General features: G+C 59.8%; 15 protein-coding genes and 1 tRNA gene. 12 read left to right on the top strand and 4 right to left on the bottom strand.

The window, feature by feature from the left end; genetic code table 11:
- The first annotated feature begins 3 nt into the window (after positions 1-3).
- From JJD74_RS12760 to nudC, 3 genes are all read left to right on the top strand, one after another.
- Positions 4-927 (top strand): magnesium transporter CorA family protein, encoded by a 924-nt coding sequence (locus JJD74_RS12760; protein ID WP_200614324.1) that lies wholly within the window; start codon positions 4-6, stop codon positions 925-927.
- Positions 928-1,115: 188 nt separating this feature from the next.
- The gene (locus JJD74_RS12755; RefSeq protein ID WP_042559073.1) at positions 1,116-1,928 is read left to right on the top strand and encodes a crotonase/enoyl-CoA hydratase family protein; all 813 of its coding nucleotides are present in this window, start codon (positions 1,116-1,118) and stop codon (positions 1,926-1,928) included.
- 5 nt (positions 1,929-1,933) lie between these two features.
- Positions 1,934-2,764 carry an NAD(+) diphosphatase gene (nudC, locus tag JJD74_RS12750; protein WP_042559074.1) on the top strand — a complete coding sequence of 277 codons (831 nt, stop codon included), beginning with the start codon at positions 1,934-1,936 and terminating at the stop codon, positions 2,762-2,764.
- Here the strand turns inward: nudC and JJD74_RS12745 are convergent.
- Together JJD74_RS12745 and JJD74_RS12740 are read right to left on the bottom strand one after the other, a co-directional pair.
- The gene (locus JJD74_RS12745) at positions 2,732-3,511 is read right to left on the bottom strand and encodes a TSUP family transporter (RefSeq protein WP_042559075.1); all 780 of its coding nucleotides are present in this window, start codon (positions 3,509-3,511) and stop codon (positions 2,732-2,734) included. The genes nudC and JJD74_RS12745 overlap by 33 nt on opposite strands.
- Before the next feature lie 243 nt (positions 3,512-3,754).
- A complete protein-coding gene (locus JJD74_RS12740; protein WP_200614321.1) occupies positions 3,755-4,909 on the bottom strand; it encodes a MalY/PatB family protein in 1,155 nt (384 codons plus the stop codon).
- 332 nt (positions 4,910-5,241) lie between these two features.
- Here JJD74_RS12740 and fdnG point away from each other — a divergent pair, with 332 nt between their 5' ends.
- From fdnG to JJD74_RS12705, 7 genes are all read left to right on the top strand, one after another.
- Positions 5,242-8,307 (top strand): formate dehydrogenase-N subunit alpha, encoded by a 3,066-nt coding sequence (gene fdnG, locus JJD74_RS12735; protein WP_155418725.1) that lies wholly within the window; start codon positions 5,242-5,244, stop codon positions 8,305-8,307.
- Complete coding sequence (fdxH, locus tag JJD74_RS12730) at positions 8,308-9,243, top strand: formate dehydrogenase subunit beta (protein ID WP_042559079.1); 936 nt, start codon at positions 8,308-8,310, stop codon at positions 9,241-9,243. It begins immediately after the preceding gene.
- The gene (locus JJD74_RS12725) at positions 9,240-9,905 is read left to right on the top strand and encodes a formate dehydrogenase subunit gamma (RefSeq protein ID WP_200614311.1); all 666 of its coding nucleotides are present in this window, start codon (positions 9,240-9,242) and stop codon (positions 9,903-9,905) included. Before fdxH ends, JJD74_RS12725 begins: the two co-directional genes overlap by 4 nt.
- A gap of 3 nt (positions 9,906-9,908) precedes the next feature.
- Complete coding sequence (fdhE, locus tag JJD74_RS12720) at positions 9,909-10,835, top strand: formate dehydrogenase accessory protein FdhE (protein WP_200614308.1); 927 nt, start codon at positions 9,909-9,911, stop codon at positions 10,833-10,835.
- 48 nt (positions 10,836-10,883) lie between these two features.
- Positions 10,884-12,296 (top strand): L-seryl-tRNA(Sec) selenium transferase, encoded by a 1,413-nt coding sequence (selA, locus tag JJD74_RS12715; RefSeq protein ID WP_200614303.1) that lies wholly within the window; start codon positions 10,884-10,886, stop codon positions 12,294-12,296.
- A complete protein-coding gene (gene selB / locus JJD74_RS12710) occupies positions 12,293-14,209 on the top strand; it encodes a selenocysteine-specific translation elongation factor (protein ID WP_200614539.1) in 1,917 nt (638 codons plus the stop codon). Before selA ends, selB begins: the two co-directional genes overlap by 4 nt.
- A 6-nt stretch (positions 14,210-14,215) precedes the next feature.
- Positions 14,216-14,311: transfer RNA gene (locus JJD74_RS12705), tRNA-Sec, on the top strand.
- A 53-nt stretch (positions 14,312-14,364) separates the two neighbouring features.
- On the opposite strand, the gene JJD74_RS12700 is transcribed toward JJD74_RS12705, so the two are convergent.
- Positions 14,365-15,999 carry a WD40 repeat domain-containing protein gene (locus tag JJD74_RS12700; RefSeq protein ID WP_200614302.1) on the bottom strand — a complete coding sequence of 545 codons (1,635 nt, stop codon included), beginning with the start codon at positions 15,997-15,999 and terminating at the stop codon, positions 14,365-14,367.
- 220 nt (positions 16,000-16,219) lie between these two features.
- Here JJD74_RS12700 and JJD74_RS12695 point away from each other — a divergent pair, with 220 nt between their 5' ends.
- Positions 16,220-16,687, top strand: coding sequence for a hypothetical protein (locus tag JJD74_RS12695; protein ID WP_234451726.1), 468 nt, complete (start codon positions 16,220-16,222; stop codon positions 16,685-16,687).
- A 260-nt stretch (positions 16,688-16,947) separates the two neighbouring features.
- Here JJD74_RS12695 and JJD74_RS12690 read toward each other — a convergent pair whose 3' ends face one another.
- Positions 16,948-18,651 (bottom strand): amidase, encoded by a 1,704-nt coding sequence (locus JJD74_RS12690; protein WP_200614299.1) that lies wholly within the window; start codon positions 18,649-18,651, stop codon positions 16,948-16,950.
- A gap of 251 nt (positions 18,652-18,902) precedes the next feature.
- On the opposite strand from JJD74_RS12690, the gene JJD74_RS12685 reads away from it, so the two are divergent.
- Complete coding sequence (locus JJD74_RS12685; protein ID WP_234451725.1) at positions 18,903-19,526, top strand: AI-2E family transporter; 624 nt, start codon at positions 18,903-18,905, stop codon at positions 19,524-19,526.
- The last annotated feature ends 90 nt before the right edge of the window (positions 19,527-19,616 follow it).

Below are 19,616 nucleotides of genomic sequence, written 5' to 3'. Positions count from 1 at the left end.
CCGATGATCAACAGTTTTGCATTGGGCCGCGGCGCCTTGCAGCGAGTCGAACGACTGGACGCCGAGGTGATGCTGTTCAGCGATCCCGACGCCGCCGAGCGTGACCTGCTGCACAGTCATTTCAAAGTCGATGAGCACGCACTGGCCTCGGCACTCGATCCGGACGAAGTGTCGCGAATCGAGTTTCACCCCGACCACTTGTTCCTGATCTGGAAGCGCCCGGAAAACTATTCCGGTGGCGGCAGCCTGGCGTTTGAAGTGTCTTCGTGCGGTTTGCTTTTCTCGCCCGGGCAGTTGCTGGTGATCGCCACCGACGACACGCCGCTGCACGGCCTCGGCACTCGCCAACCGTTAAACACGCCGCTGGATGTTCTGCTCGACCTGCTGTTCAACAACATCCATCACTACCTCGGGCACTTGAAGGTGATCAAACTGGTCGCCCGCGAGTTGCAGCAAAAATTCAATGCCTCGATGCAGAACCAGCATCTGGTGCAAATGTTCAACCTCAGTGAAAGCCTGATCTATTACATCAACGCCCTGCACAGCAACGGCGCAGTGCTGACGCGGCTGCGCAACCACGCCGAAAAACTGCATTTCAACAGCGAAGCGATCGGCCTGATCGACGACCTGATCATCGAAAACAACCAGTGCTACAAACAGGCGGAGATTTACTCCACGGTGTTCTCCGGGCTGATCGACGCGCGCGGCAACCTGATGAACAACAGCATGAACAACCTGTTGCGCAAACTGACGTTGATCAACGTGGTGTTTTTGCCGTTGAACCTGATTGCGAGCATTGGCGGAATGTCGGAGTTCAGCATGATGACCGCAGGAACACCGTGGTGGGTCTCGTATCCGCTGTTTTTGGCGGCGATGTTGCTGGGAGCGGGAGGGATGTTGTTTGGTCTACGGCGTTTGGCCAGTTGATCGTTGGTAATCCTTGTAGGAACTGCCGAAGGCTGCGATCTTTTGATTTTCAAGATCAAAAGATCGCAGCCTCCTTCAGCGCCTACACGGTTTATGTATTTCTGACAGTCCCGCTTTTGGCCGAACCGCCACCGTGATGCCTTGTTATAGTTCGGGCCTCATTTTCAGCCCGGTAAAGGATCACTGCCATGTCTCAATACACCGCCTTCAGCGTCGAACTGGCCGACAATATCGCCCATGTGCAGATCAATCGTCCGGAAAAGATCAACTCGATGAACGCCGCGTTCTGGAGCGAGATTGTCGAGATTTTCCAGTGGATCGACGACACCGACGAAGTGCGCGTGGTGGTGCTAAGCGGTAACGGTAAACACTTTTCCTCCGGCATCGACCTGATGATGCTCGCCGGCGTCGCCAATGAACTGGGCAAGGATGTCGGCCGCAACGCGCGCCTGCTGCGCAAAAAGATCTTGACCCTGCAAGCCTCGTTCAACGCCGTCGATAACTGCCGCAAACCGGTCATCGCGGCGATTCAGGGTTATTGCCTGGGTGGCGCGATCGATCTGATCGCCGCCTGCGACATGCGTTATGCAGCCGAAGACGCGCAATTCTCGATCAAGGAAATCGATATCGGCATGGCCGCCGATGTTGGCACTTTGCAACGGTTGCCACGGATCATCGGTGACGGCATGCTGCGTGAGCTGGCTTACACCGGTCGCAACTTTGGCGCTGAAGAAGCGCGCAGCATCGGTCTGGTCAATCGCGTTTACAGTGACAAGGACGCGCTGCTCGAAGGTGTGCTGGATATCGCTCGCGACATCGCGTCCAAGTCGCCCATCGCAATTGCCGGCACCAAGGAAATGATCAGCTACATGCGTGACCATCGCATCGACGACGGCCTCGAATACGTTGCCACCTGGAACGCCGCCATGTTGCAATCCACCGACTTGCGCGTGGCCATGGCCGCCCATATGAGCAAACAGAAACCCGAATTTGTGGATTGAGAACCATGACATCTCGCTGGACCACTGCAGTACTGGACACCGATCAACCCGGCGGCTGGGCCGTGGCGCGTAGCCCCGAAGGCTTTCTGTTCGACGACAACGGCGCGCTGTTCCCACGGGAATGGCTCAAGCGTCAGGACTTGTCGGTGCTGACCGAGCATGGCATCGGCCACCTCGATGGCGAGCCGGTGTACCTGCTGGAATTGCGCAGTGCCAGCGAGGTCATGGGTTGCAGCTGGAAGGGCCTGCGGGCATTCATGCTCGACGGCGATCACACGATATACAAAGTGCTGGGTTATGCCGCGCAGATCGGCACCTGGGCCCGTGAACACCGCTTCTGTGGCAATTGCGGGCAGGCCATGAGGCAAGTGCCGCGCGAGCGGGCGATGTATTGCCAGCCGTGTGATCTGCGCAGTTATCCGCGGATTTCGCCGAGCATGATCGTGCTGATTACCCGTGGCGACGAGATTCTGCTGGCACGCTCACCGCGGTTTGTCACTGGGGTTTACAGCACGCTAGCCGGTTTCGCCGAGCCGGGCGAATCGGCGGAGGACTGCCTGATTCGCGAGGTGCGCGAAGAAGTGCAGATCGAGGTGAAGAACATCCAGTATCTGGGTAGCCAGTGCTGGCCGTTCCCGCACTCGATGATGCTGGGTTTTCACGCGGAATACGCGGGCGGGGAGATTGTTTGTCAGGAAGACGAGATCGAAGACGCCCAATGGTTCAACGTGCACGACCTGCCGCCCTTGCCGGCGTCAAAATCGATTGCACGTTATCTGATCGACGTTTATGTGGCGCGGCGTTTAGGCCACGCTGAACCAGTGCTGCCAGGCTAGGCGCACAGTCAATCCCAGCACCACGGTGATGAACACCGGACGAATGAACTTGGCGCCACCGCTGATCGCGGTGCGCGCACCAAAGAATGCGCCAACCATCACCGACAGGCCCATGCTCAGGCCGATGATCCAGTCTACTTGCCCGGAAAACACGAACACCGACAGCGCCGCGATGTTGCTGACGAAGTTCATGCTGCGCGCCACGCCGCTGGCCTTGACCAAGTCGATCGGGTACAGCAGCAAGCTGCTGACGGTCCAGAATGCCCCCGTGCCGGGACCGGCCACACCGTCGTAGAAACCGAGGCTGAAGCCTTGGGTCGATTGCCACTTCTTCTTGATCGGCGCGTTGCTGTCCAGCGGCGCTTTTGGCGTGCCGCCGAACAGCAGATACAGGCCGCAGGCGAAGACGATCACCGGGAGCATTTTGTTCAGCCATTCTGCCGGCAGGTAATGAGCGACGACGGCGCCGGTCAACGCACCGACCAAGGTGCCGACAATCGCGTGCATCCACTGGCGAGGATGAAACAGCTTGCGCCGGTAGAAAGTGAAACTGGCCGTCGCCGAACCGAAGGTTGAACTCAGCTTATTGGTGCCCAGTACCAGATGCGGCGGCAGGCCAGCGGTCAGCAGCGCAGGCGTGGTCAACAGACCGCCACCGCCGGCGATGGCATCGATAAAACCGGCAACGAAAGCGACAACGGCCAGAATGGCCAAAGTGGTGAGGTCAACGCTGAGTTCAAAAGGCATGGAGTCGACTTATTCGGCAGGGGCGCAGATCGGGGCTGCGCGGAGGGCTGCCATGTTACTCATTTCCAAGTGTTGCGGCGAGTCGACTGACGTCATCGCGAGCAGGTCTTAGAGTTGTTCCCAAAACCCTGTAGGAGCTTTCGAGTGCAACGAGGCAGCGATCTTTTGATCTTGAAATTCAGAAGCAAAATCAAAAGATCGCAGCGTGCCGCAGCTCCTACAGGGGATTGCGTTGTGCCTAGGTCAGGCGTTGCGATCAGCCAACGCCCGCTCCATCCGCGCAATCCCTTCTTCCAGCAACGACCGCGGGCAGCCGAAGTTCAGCCGCACGAATTGCTGATTCTGATCGCCAAAGTCCAGCCCGGCGCTCAAACCTACCTTGGCCTGTTCAAGGAAGAACTGCTGAGGGTTTTCCAGATCCAGCGCCGAGCAATCGAGCCAGGCCAGATAAGTCCCCTGCGGCACATTGATGCTCACGCCCGGCAAACGGCTGCGAACCGCTTCAACCAGATAATCACGGTTGGCCTGCAAGTAGGTTTTCAACTCGGCAAGCCATGGTCCACCTTCGCTGTAGGCGACGCGGGTGGCTTCCATGCCCAGCGGATTGACGCTGTCGACCATGCCGCAACGGGCGTGATTGACGCGTTCGCGCAGGGCGGCGTCCTGGATGATCATGAACGAGGTCTTGAGGCCGGCGATGTTGTACGCCTTGCTCGCCGACATCAGGGTGATCGTGCGCTGGGCGATTTCCGGGCTCAGCGATGCGGTCGGAATGTGCACGCGGCCATCGAAGCACAGCTCGGCATGGATTTCGTCTGAGATGATCCATGCGTCCTGCGCCACGCAGATGTCCGCCACCGCTTGCAACTCATCGCGGCCGAACACTTTGCCGATCGGGTTGTGCGGGTTACTCAACAGCAGCGCGCCGCCACCGTTCAGCGAATCACGCAAAGTGTCCAGCGGCGTGGCGTAGGTGCCGTCAGCCTGCGGCACGAATTCCAGCTCAACCTTGTTCAGACCCCAATGAGCCGGCGCATGGCGCAGTGGCGGGTAGTTCGGTACTTGCACCACGACATTCTGCTGCGGCTGCACCAGCGCCTTGAGCGCCATGTTGAAGCCGGATTCAACGCCTGGCAGGAAGATCAGCTCTTGCGGCTGCACCTTCCAGGCGAACTTGTTCCAGAGGTCGGCAACGATGGCTTCACGCAGGTTGTCCTGTGCCACGCTGTAACCCACCAGCGGGTGCAGCAGGCGCTGTTGCAGCGCGTCGATGACCACCGGGGGCGCGGCGAAATCCATATCAGCGACCCACATCGGCAGCACGTCGGCCGAATAGCGGCTCCACTTGGTGCTGCCCGTGTTGTGGCGGTCGAATACCTGATCAAAATCGAAAGTCATGCGCTGTCTCGTGAAGGCGGGTGAGTTCTGTCCGCCATGATAAGCCCATGACCTTGTGGGAGCACACAAAACCTGTGGGAACTGGCTTGCCAGCGATAGCGGTGGATCAGTCACCATCATTGTTGGATGTGCCAACGTCATCGCTGGCAAGCCAGCTCCCACAGGGAATTGAAGTTGTCAGGGAGAGCCCCGACAAACGGCCGACGGTCGGTTTTCACACAGTCTTTGTGGTCATTGTCTACAGTGAAAAAGCGGGCACCCGTTGCCGCAACCGTGTTTGTCCAGATAAAGCCCGGCATCAGTACCGGGTTCCACCTGATCAGGAGTGCACGATGGATCTCAGCCGTCGTCAGTTCTTCAAGGTCGCCGGTATCGGCCTTGCAGGCTCAAGCCTGGGCGCGTTGGGCATGGCCCCGACGCCTGCCTTCGCCGAGCAGGTGCGTCACTTCAAGCTTGCCCACACCCATGAAACCCGCAACACCTGCCCGTATTGCTCGGTCGGCTGCGGCTTGATCATGTATAGCCAGGGCGATGCCGGGAAGAATGTCGCGCAAAATATCATCCACATCGAGGGCGACGCCGACCACCCGGTCAACCGTGGCACCCTCTGTCCAAAAGGCGCGGGCCTGCTGGACTTCATTCACAGCCCGGGCCGTTTGCTGTATCCGCAGACGCGCAAACCTGGCAGCAGCGAATGGACGCGGATCAGTTGGGATGAAGCGCTGGATCGCATCGTCGACCTGATGAAAACCGACCGTGACGCCAATTTCATCGAGAAAAATGCCAACGGGCAAACGGTGAATCGCTGGCTGACCACCGGTTTCCTCGCGGCCTCGGCGGCGTCCAACGAAGCGGGCTATATCACCCAGAAGGTGATTCGCAGCCTCGGTCTACTGGGGTTCGATAACCAGGCGCGTGTCTGACACGGTCCGACGGTGGCAAGTCTTGCCCCGACGTACGGCCGTGGTGCCATGACCAATACCTGGACCGATATCGCTAACGCGAATCTGATCCTGGTGATGGGCGGCAACGCAGCAGAAGCGCATCCGTGCGGCTTCAAATGGGTGACCGAGGCCAAGGCGCACAACGCCGCGCGGCTGATCGTGGTCGATCCGCGTTTTACCCGGACCGCTTCGGTGGCCGACTACTACGCGCCGATTCGCACCGGTACCGACATCGCCTTCATGGGTGGTTTGATCAATTACCTGCTGACCGAGGACAAGATCCAGCACGAATACGTGCGCAATTACACCGATGTGTCGTTCATCGTCAAAGCCGGTTATGGCTTCGAGGACGGCATCTTCAGTGGCTACGACGTGGCCAAGCGCAGCTATACCGACAAATCCGGTTGGGGGTACGAAATGGGCGAGGACGGCTTCGTCAGAGTCGACCCGACCCTGCAAGATCCGCGCTGCGTCTATCAACTGATGAAGCAGCATTACAGCCGCTACACCATCGACCTCGCGAGCCAGATCTGCGGGATGCCGGTCGATGCCATGCAGAAAATCTGGGACGAAATCGCCACGTGCTCGATACCGGGCAAGACCATGACGATTCTCTACGCGCTCGGCTGGACCCAGCATTCGATCGGCGCGCAAATCATCCGCAGTGCGGCGATGGTGCAACTGTTGCTGGGCAATGTCGGCATGCCGGGCGGTGGGGTGAATGCCTTGCGCGGGCACTCGAACATTCAGGGCCTGACCGACCTCGGATTGCTCTCCAATGCGTTGCCGGGCTATCTGTCATTGGGCACCGACACCGAGCAGGATTACGCCACCTACATCCACAAACGTACGCAAGTACCGTTGCGGCCGGGGCAGCTCTCGTACTGGCAGAACTACAGCAAATTCCACGTCAGCCTGATGAAGTCATGGTACGGCGCCCACGCCACCGCGGAGAACAATTGGCTCTACGACCATTTGCCGAAACTCGACATCCCCAACTACGACGTGTTGAAGATGTTCGACCTGATGAGCCAGGGCAAGGTCAACGGCTACTTCTGCCAGGGCTTTAATCCCATCGCCGCGTTGCCTGACAAGAACCGCGTGATGGGCGCGTTGGCCAAACTCAAATGGCTGGTGGTGATGGACCCGCTGGCCACCGAAACGTCGGAGTTCTGGCACAACGTCGGACCGTACAACGATGTGAAAACCGACGAGATCCAGACTGAAGTCATTCGCCTGCCGACCACCTGTTTTGCCGAAGAGGACGGCTCGCTGGTCAACAGCAGCCGCTGGCTGCAATGGCACTGGAAGGGCGCCGATGGCCCGGGCGAAGCGCAGACCGACATCCGCATCATGAGCGAACTGTTCCTGCGCCTGCGCAAGCGTTATCAGGCCGAGGGCGGCAAGTTTCCCGACCCACTGCTGAAACTGACGTGGCCGTACAAGATCGCCGACGAACCGTCTCCGGAAGAACTGGCCAAAGAGATCAACGGCAGCGCCGTCACAGACTTCACCGATGCCAGCGGCGCAACGGTCAAGGCTGGCACGCAACTGGCCGGGTTCGGTTTGCTCAAGGACGACGGCAGCACCGCGTCCGGTTGCTGGATTTTCGCTGGCAGCTGGACCGAGGCCGGTAATCAGATGGCCCGGCGCGACAATGCCGACCCGTATGGCATGCATCAGCACCAGGGTTGGGCTTGGGCCTGGCCGGCCAATCGGCGGATTCTGTACAACCGCGCTTCCGCAGACGTTGCGGGCAAACCGTGGGACCCGAAAAAGCGTCTGGTCTGGTGGAACGGTAAAGTCTGGACCGGCACCGATGTGCCGGACTACAAGGCCGACGTACCGCCGGAAGCCGGGATGAACCCGTTCATCATGAACCCGGAAGGTGTGGCGCGATTCTTCGCCGTCGACAAGATGAATGAAGGGCCATTCCCCGAGCATTACGAGCCGTTCGAAACCCCCATCGGCATCAACCCGCTGCACCCGCAAAACAAACAGGCCACCAGCAACCCGGCAGCGCGGATCTTCGATTCGGTGTGGGAAACCCTCGGCGAAGCCAAGGACTTCCCGTACGCCGGCACCAGCTATCGGTTGACCGAGCATTTCCACTTCTGGAGCAAGCACTGCAAGTTGAACGCGATTGCCCAGCCTGAGCAATTCGTCGAAATCGGCGAGGTGCTGGCGAAAGAGAAGGGCATCGCTGCAGGTGATCGAGTGCGGGTCAGTTGCAAACGCGGATTCATTGAAGCGGTCGCGGTAGTGACCAAAAGGATCCGGCCGCTGCAGGTCAACGGCCAGGTCGTGCATCAGATCGGCATCCCGTTGCACTGGGGTTTTACCGGCCTGACGCGTCACGGTTACCTGACCAACACCTTGGTGCCGTTCCTCGGCGATGGCAACACACAGACCCCGGAATCCAAGTCATTCCTGGTCAACGTGGAGAAAATCTAAATGGCCAGCCAAGACATCATTGCCCGCTCGGCCACCACCACGGTGCCGCCCTCGGTGAGGAATCAGGAGGCGGTGGCCAAGCTGATCGACACCACCAAATGCATCGGTTGCAAGGCCTGCCAGGTCGCCTGTTCGGAATGGAACGAACTTCGCGACGAGGTCGGCCACAACCACGGCACCTACGACAACCCGCAGGACCTGAGCGCAGAATCCTGGACGCTGATGCGCTTCACCGAGCACGAAACCGACGCCGGAAACCTCGAATGGCTGATCCGCAAGGACGGCTGCATGCACTGCGCCGAGCCGGGGTGCCTGGCGGCGTGTCCGAGCCCCGGTGCGATCATCAAGCACGCCAACGGCATCGTCGACTTCGATCAGGATCACTGCATCGGTTGCGGTTATTGCATCACCGGGTGCCCGTTCAACATTCCGCGTATCTCGCAAAAAGATCACAAGGCGTACAAGTGCACCCTGTGTTCGGATCGAGTCGCGGTAGGCCTGGAGCCGGCCTGTGTGAAAACCTGCCCGACCGGCGCTATCGTCTTCGGCACCAAGGAAGACATGAAGGAACACGCCGCCGAACGCATCGTCGACCTGAAAAGCCGTGGCTTCGAGAACGCCGGTTTGTATGATCCGGCCGGCGTCGGCGGCACTCACGTCATGTACGTGCTGCACCACGCCGACACGCCGAGGATTTACGCCGGTCTGCCCGACGCGCCAACCATCAGTCCGCTGGTGGGCTTGTGGAAAGGCATCAGCAAACCACTGGGCTTGCTGGCGATGGGCGCAGCGGTGCTGGCCGGGTTCTTCCACTACGTGCGCATCGGCCCGAACCGGGTTGAAGAGGATGAACATCCGACCGCGCCCGACACCTCGGTGCATGTCGTTGATCCGGCGGTGCATACCTTCGACCCACGCGGAGAGGACCGGCCATGAGCAACAAGACGATCCTGCGTTACACCGCCAACCAGCGCACCAATCACTGGCTGGTGGCGATTCTGTTTTTCATGGCCGGGCTGTCGGGGCTGGCGCTGTTTCATCCATCGATGTTCTGGCTGACCAATCTGTTTGACGGTGGGCCGTGGACGCGGATTCTGCACCCGTTCATGGGTGTGGCGATGTTCGTGTTGTTTCTCGGTCTGGTGTTCAATTTCTGGCGTGCCAATTTCTTCATCGCCAACGACCGGCAGTGGCTGCGGCGCATTGATCGGGTAATGGTCAACGACGAAGAAGCCGTGCCGCCGGTTGGCAAGTACAACGCCGGGCAAAAGCTGCTGTTCTGGACTTTACTGCTGTGCATGCTCGCGTTGCTGTTCACCGGGCTGGTGATCTGGCGCGCCTGGTTCAGCGCGTTTTTCGGCATCACCCTGATCCGCTGGTCAATGCTGCTGCATGCACTGGCCGGGTTTGTGCTGATCCTCAGCATCATCATCCACATCTACGCCGGGCTGTGGATCAAGGGCTCGGTCGACGCGATGCTGCATGGTTGGGTCAGCCGCGCCTGGGCGAAGAAACACCACGCACTGTGGTATCGCGACATCACCCGCGATGAGCGTCAACCGGACGTGCCAGAGCGACCGATCACCAAAAAGGGCTGACCTTTGCCAAGCATTCTTGAACCCGGAGAAATCGAAGCGGCGGCCAGTTCGCCGCCGTTTCTGCACCTGCCACCGCACAACCTTTTTACCTTGCGCGCCGAACGTCTGGAGCGATTGGCCGAGGGGCACCCGTTGGCCGAGTATCTGCGCTTGATCGCCGGTTTGTGTCGGGCTCAGCAGCAAGTGCTGGATGATCCGCCGTCGACCGGGCCAGTCGATCAGCAACGGCTTGCCCTGTGCCAGCAACACGCTTTGCCGCCGTTCGGCGCCGATACGTTGATCCGCGAAGATGACTGGCAAGCCTGGCTTGCGGCTCTGCTGCAACGCTACGCACCCCCCGCGCAACCCGCCGTGATCGATGCAATCACCCTGCTGCGTAGCGCCGATTCCGGGCAATTGCGCAGCTGGGCGGTGGCGCTGGTCAGCGGTCAATATTCCATGGTGCCGGCGCAACTGGTGCCGTTTCTTGGCGCGGCGTTGCAAGCGGCGTGGAGCCACTGGCTGCTCAGCGCGCCCAACCTGCAACTCAAACCCGGCGACAGCCTCAGTCAATGCCCGGCCTGTGGTTCACCAGCCATGATCGGCGTGGTTCGCCATCGCGGCAAACACAACGGCTTGCGCTATCTGGTGTGTTCGCTGTGCGCCTGTGAATGGCACGTGGTGAGGGTCAAATGCGTGTATTGCGAGTCGAGCAAAGGCCTCGACTACCTGAGTTTTGAGGACGATCGCCACGCCGCCAATCAGGCGCCATTGCGCGCCGAAGTCTGTCCGGGCTGCAACAGCTATCTGAAATTGCTCTATCTGGAGAACGATGCCGACGCCGAGGCGTTGTCGGCCGATCTGAGCAGTTTGCTGCTGGACATGCGTCTGGCGCAGGACGGTTATCAGCGTCTGGCACCCAATCTGCTGCTGGCACCGGGAGACGAATGAGCGCAGCGTCTACACTCGCCGGACAGTCTTTTGTTTCGGGAGTGGCAGATGTCTGCAAGTGTTGCCCTGCGATTACCTTCCATTGATGGTTTGTTGCGTCACCCGGCGTGTCTGCCGCTGGCCGAGCGTTATGGGCGTGAGGCGTTGCTGTCGAGTTTGCGACAGCTGCTGGATGAACTGCGCTCGAGTGTGGTGAACGGGCAGTTGTCGGCGGTTGAAATCAGTCCTGAAGTGCTGGCCGGCCGGGTGGGCGAACGGCTTGTGCAGCAACAACGCAGCCAGGTTCGGCGGGTGTTCAACCTGACCGGCACGGTGTTGCACACCAATCTCGGCCGGGCGCTATTGCCTGAAGAAGCCATCGAAGCGGTACAAATGGCGGCGCGTTATCCGCTCAATCTGGAATTCGATCTGGCCAGCGGTAAACGCGGTGATCGTGATGATTTGATCGAAGGCCTGATCCGCGAACTGACCGGCGCCGAAGCCGTCACCGTGGTCAACAACAATGCCGCGGCGGTGCTGCTGACGCTGAACAGCCTCGGTGCACGCAAGGAAGGCATCATCTCGCGCGGCGAGTTGATCGAGATCGGCGGCGCTTTTCGCATCCCCGACATCATGGCCCGCGCCGGCGTGCGTTTGCACGAAGTAGGCACCACCAATCGCACTCATGCCCGTGATTACGAAGCAGCGATCAGCTCGCGCAGCGGTTTGATCATGCGTGTGCATGCGAGCAATTACAGCATTGAGGGTTTTACGGCCCGGGTGCAGACCGCCGAGTTGGCCGAGTTGGCGCATCGTCACGGGCTGCCGTTGTTGGAGGATCTGGGCAGCGGCAGTCTGCTGGATTTGACGCGCTGGGGGTTGCCAGCTGAACCGACGGTGCGACAGGCACTGCTCGATGGCGCCGATATCGTCACCTTCAGCGGTGACAAGTTGCTCGGCGGCCCGCAGGCCGGATTGATTGTCGGAAGCAAAGCGCTGATCGCCAAGATCAAGAAGAACCCACTCAAGCGTGCATTGCGAGTTGACAAGTTGACCCTGGCGGCGCTGGAAGCCGTGCTGGGTTTGTATCGCGATCCGGATCGACTGGCCGAGCGATTGCCGAGTCTGCGCCTGTTGACCCGTGCGCAAGCCGACATTTTTGCGCAAGCGTCACGATTGCAACCGGCCATGGCTGACGTTTTGGGCGAGGTCTGGCGTGTGGGTGCCGTGCAGTCACTCGGCATGATCGGCAGTGGCAGCCAACCGGTGGCGCGCCTGCCGAGTGCGGCGCTGTGTTTGCGGCCGCAAGTGTCCAGGCGAATGCGCGGCCGTCATCTGCTCAACCTTGAAGCAGCGCTGCGTGCCTTGCCGATCCCGGTGCTCGGGCGCATCGATGACGACGCGTTGTGGCTGGATCTGCGCCAACTCGACGACGAGCCCGCATGGCTGGCGCAGTTGCCGCTCTTGCAGGTCGCGCAATGATTGTCGGCACGGCAGGGCACATCGACCACGGCAAAACCTCGTTGCTGCAAGCGCTGACCGGGCAAACCGGCGACCGCCGCCCGCAGGAACGCGAGCGCGGCATGACCATCGACCTCGGTTATCTGTATGCCGAGCTGGAACCTGGTGCCGGGCTGAGCGGTTTTATCGATGTGCCTGGCCACGAAAAATTCACACACAACATGCTCGCCGGCGCGCAGGGCATTGATCTGGTGTTGCTGGTCATTGCGGCGGATGACGGCGTGATGCCGCAAACCCGCGAACATCTGGCGATTGTCCAGTTGCTCGGCATTCCCCGTGCGGTGGTGGCGATCACCAAATGCGACCGGGTCGAAGCGGGCAGGGTGGAGGAAGTGCAGCGCCAGACGCTGGACTTGCTCGAAGCCGGGCCGTTTGCCGAGGCGCCGATTCTGGCTGTATCGAGCGTGAGCGGGCAGGGCATTGATGAATTGCGACAGATCTTGTTGCAGAGCCAACGTGAAGTGCTTGAACGCAGTCGTGACGGTGGTTTTCGTCTGGCCATCGATCGCGCCTTCAGCGTTGCCGGTGCCGGGATTGTGGTCACCGGCACGGCGCTGTCGGGCGTGGTCGCGGTGGGCGACAAACTGGTTTTGGGGCCTGCCGGTAAAGCCGTAAGGGTTCGTGGTTTGCACGCGCAGAATCAGCCCTCCGAACACGGGTGCGCCGGGCAGCGCGTGGCATTGAATATCAGCGGCGATCGTCTGGCACTGGAGCAAATCCACCGCGGCCAATGGCTGCTGAGCGAGTGGCTGTACGCGCCGACGCAACGGGTCGATATCGAGTTTCAACTGTTGCCCGGCGAACGCCCCTTCGAGCACTTCCACCCGGTGCACCTGCACCTCGGCACTCAAGACGTCATCGCCCGCGTAGCCTTGCTCGAAGGCCCGCGCCTGAACCCCGGCGAACGCATGTTCGCGCAATTGCTGATCAACGCGCCGGTGCACGCGGTGAAGGGCGATCGGCTGATCCTGCGCGATCACAGTGCGCAACGTACCCTCGGCGGCGGGCAGGTGCTCGACCCGTTCGCCCCGGCCCGCCAACGTCGCAGCCCCGAACGGCTGGCGCAACTTGAGGCCTTGGCGCGCAGTGAATGTTTTGAGCAGGTGCTGCCGGTGTTGCTCAACCACAGCGCCGGCGGCCTCGATCCGCAGCGGCTGGAGCGCCAGTTCAATCGTCCGCGCGAAGACTGGTCATTGCCGCAGAACGTCCGGTTGATCAATACGCGCCAAGGGCCGGTGCTGTTCAACGTGCAGCGCTGGGGTCAACTGAAATTCACCCTGCTGGAACAACTGGCGAAGTTTCATGAACTGGAGCCCGATCAGATGGGCCCGGATCGGGATCGACTTCGGCGGTTCAGCGGGTTGGCGCTGGAGCGTTCTATCTTCGTCAGTCTGTTGGAGGAATTGCTCGGCGCCGGTTCGATCAACGCCAGCGGGCCGTGGCTGCACCTGCCGGATCATCAGGTGCGCTTGAATGCCGAAGACGAATCCTTGTGGCTTCAACTGCAACCGCTGTTCGAACAGTCCGGATTCGATCCGCCGTGGGTGCGCGACATCGCCGGAGTTGTTGAGCAAGACGACGCCGTTGTCCGCTTGCTGCTGCGCAAACTCGCGCGCCTTGGGCTGATGCATCAAGTGGTGCGCGACCTGTTTATCAGCGACGCGATGCTCCGGCAAATGGTGGCCATGTTGCTGCAACTGGCCAAGGAAAATCCGCAGATCCAGGTGACAACCTTCCGCGATGCGCTAGGCTTGGGACGCAAACGCTCAATTCAATACCTCGAATACTTCGATCGCCTCGGCCTGACCCGGCGCAGCGGCGAATCACGACAAATCCGTCACGACAACGCGTTGGCCATGGAGGACGCGCACTGAGTTCAAGGAAGGCAATCGCGCCCGGTGGCGCGGCCGGGCTTCAAACCCGGTTGGGGACGGCATCCGTTCCCGGGCAGGTTCGACTCCGGCTGCCTTCCGCCATTTCCCTGACACAGGCAACCGCAGTCCGGCGCAGGGAGGGATTTCCATCTACTTCACCAAGGAGAATCCCATACCGTGTGATCGGCATAGTTACAGATATATACCCTTTGGCCATTCTTGCTGAATGCCACTGCCTTGGACCCGCTTCCCGCAGCAATTTTTCGTATTGCCAGCGTGTCGGCATCAAATATGGCCGCTTCACCTGCTACACCAACACCGCATAAATGTTTTCCATCCGGGGTTATCGCCAGATTTGACAGTCCTGGTTCAATATTCCTGCGTAGGGTGATGATGTGTGCCGGGGTGCTGATTTGTAGTATTTGATTCTCACTTAACGCATATACGAATTTTCCGTCTGGACTTGCGACTATATTAATTGCTAACGTTCGGAGATCGAGGTATGTAGTTCTGTCAGTATTAATCTCGAATATCGCGAGCTGCGAACTATAAATGCCTAAGGCAATGTACAAGTAGCGACCATCTGCAGATAGCGACGATGCGACTGGAATAAAGCCTATGTTGACGCTCCGAATAAATCGGCCGGTGGCAATGTCAGATATTTCTGTCTTTCCTCCTTTGACGCCGAGTAATTCACCAGGAGCGTAAAGTTTGCTGTTGTCAGGGCTTATTTCCAGAGTTGAGCGAAAGTTAGTATTCGTAAAAGTTCGCAGGTGTGACAGGTCGGAAGAACTGTATTCTTGGATTTCTCGCGAAAAGCAGACATACAGTCTGTTGCCGTCCGGACTGATGTTGAAGTCGTTGGGAAGCCGGGTATCTATATTGGCTGACTTGATAACGCGGTGTGTGGCGAGATCAATTAAATCGATTGTGATCACTCTGTTAGTAATCTCAGATGCGAATCCGAGAACATATACACGAGTACCATCAGGACTGACTCTGATGTAGCGCGGAAACCGGGTTTGTATGACATTCAACTTTTCCACCACGCTGAATGTCCGTGCGCTCGACTCAAAGCCCGAACCATAAAGTGCCTTTGCCTTGTAAAGGTGAGTCGTCAGGCTCAAGCCTGAATCGCTCAACGCCCAATTGCCTGTTGTCACATCTGCGGTGGCGTCCCCTCTGGACGTGGCGCCGTCGAACACTTCAACTTTCTGGCCTTTGGCCGCAGTGCCAGTCAGGGTGACGGCGGTTTCTACGGTAGTGCCCCCCTCGGGAATTTCATCCCCGCTCGGTGAGCCTTTGACGGATGTAATTTGCGGCTTCAGATCCTCCACAGCCTTGATGGTATAGGTGCGCACCGGGAACGTTACCGCTTTGCTTTTATCGGAACTGCGATCAATGCGTGTTTTTGCGCCGGGTACCAGCGTGGAGAGGTCCAGTTCGGAGCTGGTGTTGCCATTGATGATCGGGTTTGAGCCGCCGCCCGGGGTGCCAGGGGCGCCGGTCCAGGTCACGGTGATCTCGTCGTCGAGGTCCATGCCGACGTAATCAATGACTGCGGTCAGCTCATCCTGCGCTGCGAAAGGGTCGAGGGTGGCACCATTCGGCGCTTGTTTGATAGCCGGAGCTTTGAGCTCCAGCGCAGTTGCGACACGGAGCGCCAGCGGGTTGGAATAACTGGTGCCACCCGCTGCGCGTTTGATTTCGGATACCGGGCCAGTGCGGCCGGGGATGTCGAGTTCCTTTAAGGCCGGGGTGCTGTTTTCGGGCAGGTCGTTGGCGGACATGGGTGAGGTACTCCGGTCGGTTAGGGGCCGGAGTCATTACGCGCTGAATGGGAAGATTGCGCACCTGTCAGATCTGACAGGTCGAAAGTACTTCTCGACAGACGGTCTTTTACAGGCGGGCGTTTGAATTCAGGTTCAACGCTTTCGGCGGATCCCGCATCTTTTGCTCTCAAGCTCTGTACCATCCGCCAATCCTGACAATGGATTGCTGGAGTTCCGCTTGAAAAATCCAACCAAAAGCACCGTGCTTTTCTTCATCTTGTTGGTGTGTGCGAACGCCGCGGGATGGCTGTACTACGTGACCATGCACGGCACCGTGACACGTGGAATGCCAATGATCAGAACCACAGAACCGCTGCTGATTGGCGGGCGTTATGGTGATGAAAACAGCTATGTACTGCCGATTGGCACCACACTTTATGAAGATAAAAGCTACCCGGAAGGGTTCACGCGTTATCTGGTCTACTTCAACCACAAAGGCCCGATTGATCACGAAACGGTGACGATGGAGCCGAAGTACGGCGGCTCGGTGGTTGTCCCGCAGTGGTTGGAAAGCATTGATGCCGTTACGTTGAACGACATTTTTAAACGTTTTCCTTTATCCAGGCGCGATGTTGCCGCGGCGGTCAAGGCCAATGACATTAGCCGGGATGATCTGATTGAGATTATCGCTGAGATGCCGGAGTGACGGATGAAGGCGTTTGTCGAACACCGGGGTTTCGATTGTCATTTCGCCGAACGCCAACGTGGTGCGCGAAGCGATGCTGACTGAGTCGGCGCCATCGCTGGCAAGCCAGCTCCCACAGGGATTTGGGATGTGCCCACCATTTTTGGTAACAGATAAAATTGTGGGAGCTGGCTTGCCAGAGTTTGCAGTGCATCAGGCAACATTTCTATCCACTGATACACCGCTCTCGCAAACAAACTCGCTCCCACAGCTTGACCGCGTTATGACAACGGCGGGGTGCGTGGCGGGATCATGCGTTTACTGCCCGTCGATTCAAACGCCGCGGCCAGGCGCAGCAGGCTCGAGTCGTCGTAGGCGCGGCCGGCGAAGGTCAGGCCGACCGGCATGCCGATGTCGGCCATGACGCCCATCGGCACGGTGACGGTGGGCACGCCCAGGTGGCGGATCGCGAGGTTGCCGTTGGCGACCCAGATGCCATTGCTCCAGGCGATGTCGGCGGACTCCGGGTTCACATCCGCATCCGCCGGGGCGACATCGGCGACGGTCGGGAACAACACGGCGTCGAGGCCCAGCTTATCCATCCAGTCCTCAAGATCGATGCGCCGGGTTTGTTCCAGGCCACGCAAACCATCGGGAACAGTGGAGATTTCATTCCACGGCGTGATGCCACGCTCGGCCATGCGTACGTATTCGTCCATGCCGGCGACAAGGTCACCCTCACGGTTGGGCAAAGTGCCCGGCTCGTGCGGGAAGATTTTCGCACCGTCGACGTCGACCAGACGATTGAGCTTCGGGTCGCCGTTGGCTTGCAGGAAGTCGTCAAAAGCCCAGGCGGTCAGGTCCCACAGTTCATGGTGGAGAAACTCTTTGGACACCAGCCCACGGGTGAACACGGTCGGTGCGCCGGGGCGGTCGCCTTCGCAGTTGGAGACCAGCGGGAAGTCGGTTTCGATCACTTCGGCACCGGCGGCTTCCAGCGCCTGACGTGCCTGTTTCCACAGATCGATCACCGACGCGCGCGTGTTGATGCGTTGGCCGGTCGGGCCGCCGATGCCCGGCGCTTCGCTGGTGCCAGCGTCAGGGTCGGCGTTGATGAACATGCGCGGCACGGCGAAGCGCTTGCCGGCCAGCGCGGTGCGGTCGGCAGCCAGTTCGGCGTAAGCGGCAGGGCGTACGGTGCTGACACTCGGAATCGGCACCCAGGGTTGCAGGCGCCACAGATCGCCACGGGTGTCAGGGTCTTCGGCAACGACGATGTCGAGGACTTCGAGCAAGTCAGCCATGGTGCGCGCGTAGGGCACCACGACATCCATGGTCGGGGTCAGCGGCCAGTTGCCGCGCACCGAGATCACACCGCGCGACGGCGTGTAGGCGCACAGGCCATTGTTCGAAGCAGGACCGCGCCCGCTCGACCAGGTTTCTTCCGCCAGGCCGAATGCAGCAAAACTTGCGGCCGTGGCGGTGCCAGCGCCATTGGACGAACCGGAGGCGAACGGTGCGGTGAGGAAGTCAGCGTTGTACGGGCTCACGGCGCGGCCATAAACCCCGCGCTGCATGCCGCCATTGGCCATCGGCGGCATGTTGGTCTTGCCCAGGCAAATCGCCCCGGCACCGCGCAGACGCTCAATGGTAAACGCGTCGCGGTAGGCCACCAGATCAACAAAGGCCGGGCTGCCGGACGCGGCGGTCAGGCCCTTGACCAGATAACTGTCCTTGGCGGTGTAAGGAATGCCGTCGAGCGGGCTCAGGGTTTCGCCTTTGGCGCGGCGGGCGTCGGCGGCCCGGGCTTCGTTCAGCGCTTCGGGGTTGCGCACGACAACCGCGTTGAGCGCTGTCGCTGTGTCGGCGCCGTCGTAGGCATCGATGCGGGCGAGATAGGCCTGCACCAGCTCAAGCGACGTGGTCTGGCCGGACTCAAGCGCAGCGCGCAATTGGGCGATGGAAACTTCAGTGACTTCGATCATGCGTTCACCGCCGATTGCAGTTGAGCGTCATGGGTTTTTGAAGAGCTATTCATATCAGTTCTCGTGCACGGCTTTAGCGACAAGGTTAAGACTGGCGCCTATTTAACACCATGCCGGGCGCGGAGTAATCGGCGGGATGGTTTTTGTCCATCGATGCCTCCTTGGCGGGCCCATCAATCAAACAGACAGAATGCAAGGAGGTGATCTAGGCTCAACGCATTCCTAACGATACGCTTGACAGGAAAACCACTGTGGACGAGAAACCGCTGATCGCTTTCAACAGCTCCAGAGCTTTGCTTGACGTCCTGATCCGTGCGGGGTTGATCGCCACGTTGGTGCTGTTCTGTTACGACATTTTCCATCCGTTTCTCAATGTGATGCTCTGGGCGCTGATCCTGGCCGTCACTCTGTACCCGTTGAACCGGATGCTCGGCGCAAAACTTGGTCAGCGCTACGGCTGGGCGGCGGTTATTTTGGTGTTGCTGGGATTGCTGATCCTGATGGTGCCGTTGAGTCTGCTGGGCGCCTCGGTGGCCGACTCGGTGAAGGGCGGGATGCAGGTGCTTGAAAGCGGCCAATTCGAAATCCCGCCGCCGCCGGCCAATGTCGAGAACTGGCCGCTGATCGGGCCACCGATTTTCGGCATCTGGCAGCATGCTTCGCAGGATCTGAGCTGGGCTTTCCAGGAACTGGCGCCGCACCTCAAGGATTGGGGCAAAGTGATGCTGCACCAAGCGGCCGGGGTGGGAGCGGGCATTGTGGTGTTCGTCGTAGCGCTGATCGTTGCCGGGCTGATCATGACCTACGGTGAAAGCGGCCATCGCACCGCCGTCGCCGTCACCACGCGGATTTCCGGGCCCGTGCGTGGGCGGTGATTCTGGCGGTCGGTTATGCGTTGTTTATGGGTTGGGTGTATCAACCCGACGACGTCACCCAGGTGCTGGAATCGCCGCCAGAGCAAAATC

Origin of the sequence: Pseudomonas sp. MF6776, assembly GCF_016613125.1 — a bacterium.
GTDB classification, from domain to species: Bacteria; Pseudomonadota; Gammaproteobacteria; order Pseudomonadales; family Pseudomonadaceae; genus Aquipseudomonas; species Aquipseudomonas iridis.
The sequence above is the reverse complement of the archived record's forward strand: the minus strand, read 5'-3'. Positions and strand labels throughout refer to the sequence as shown.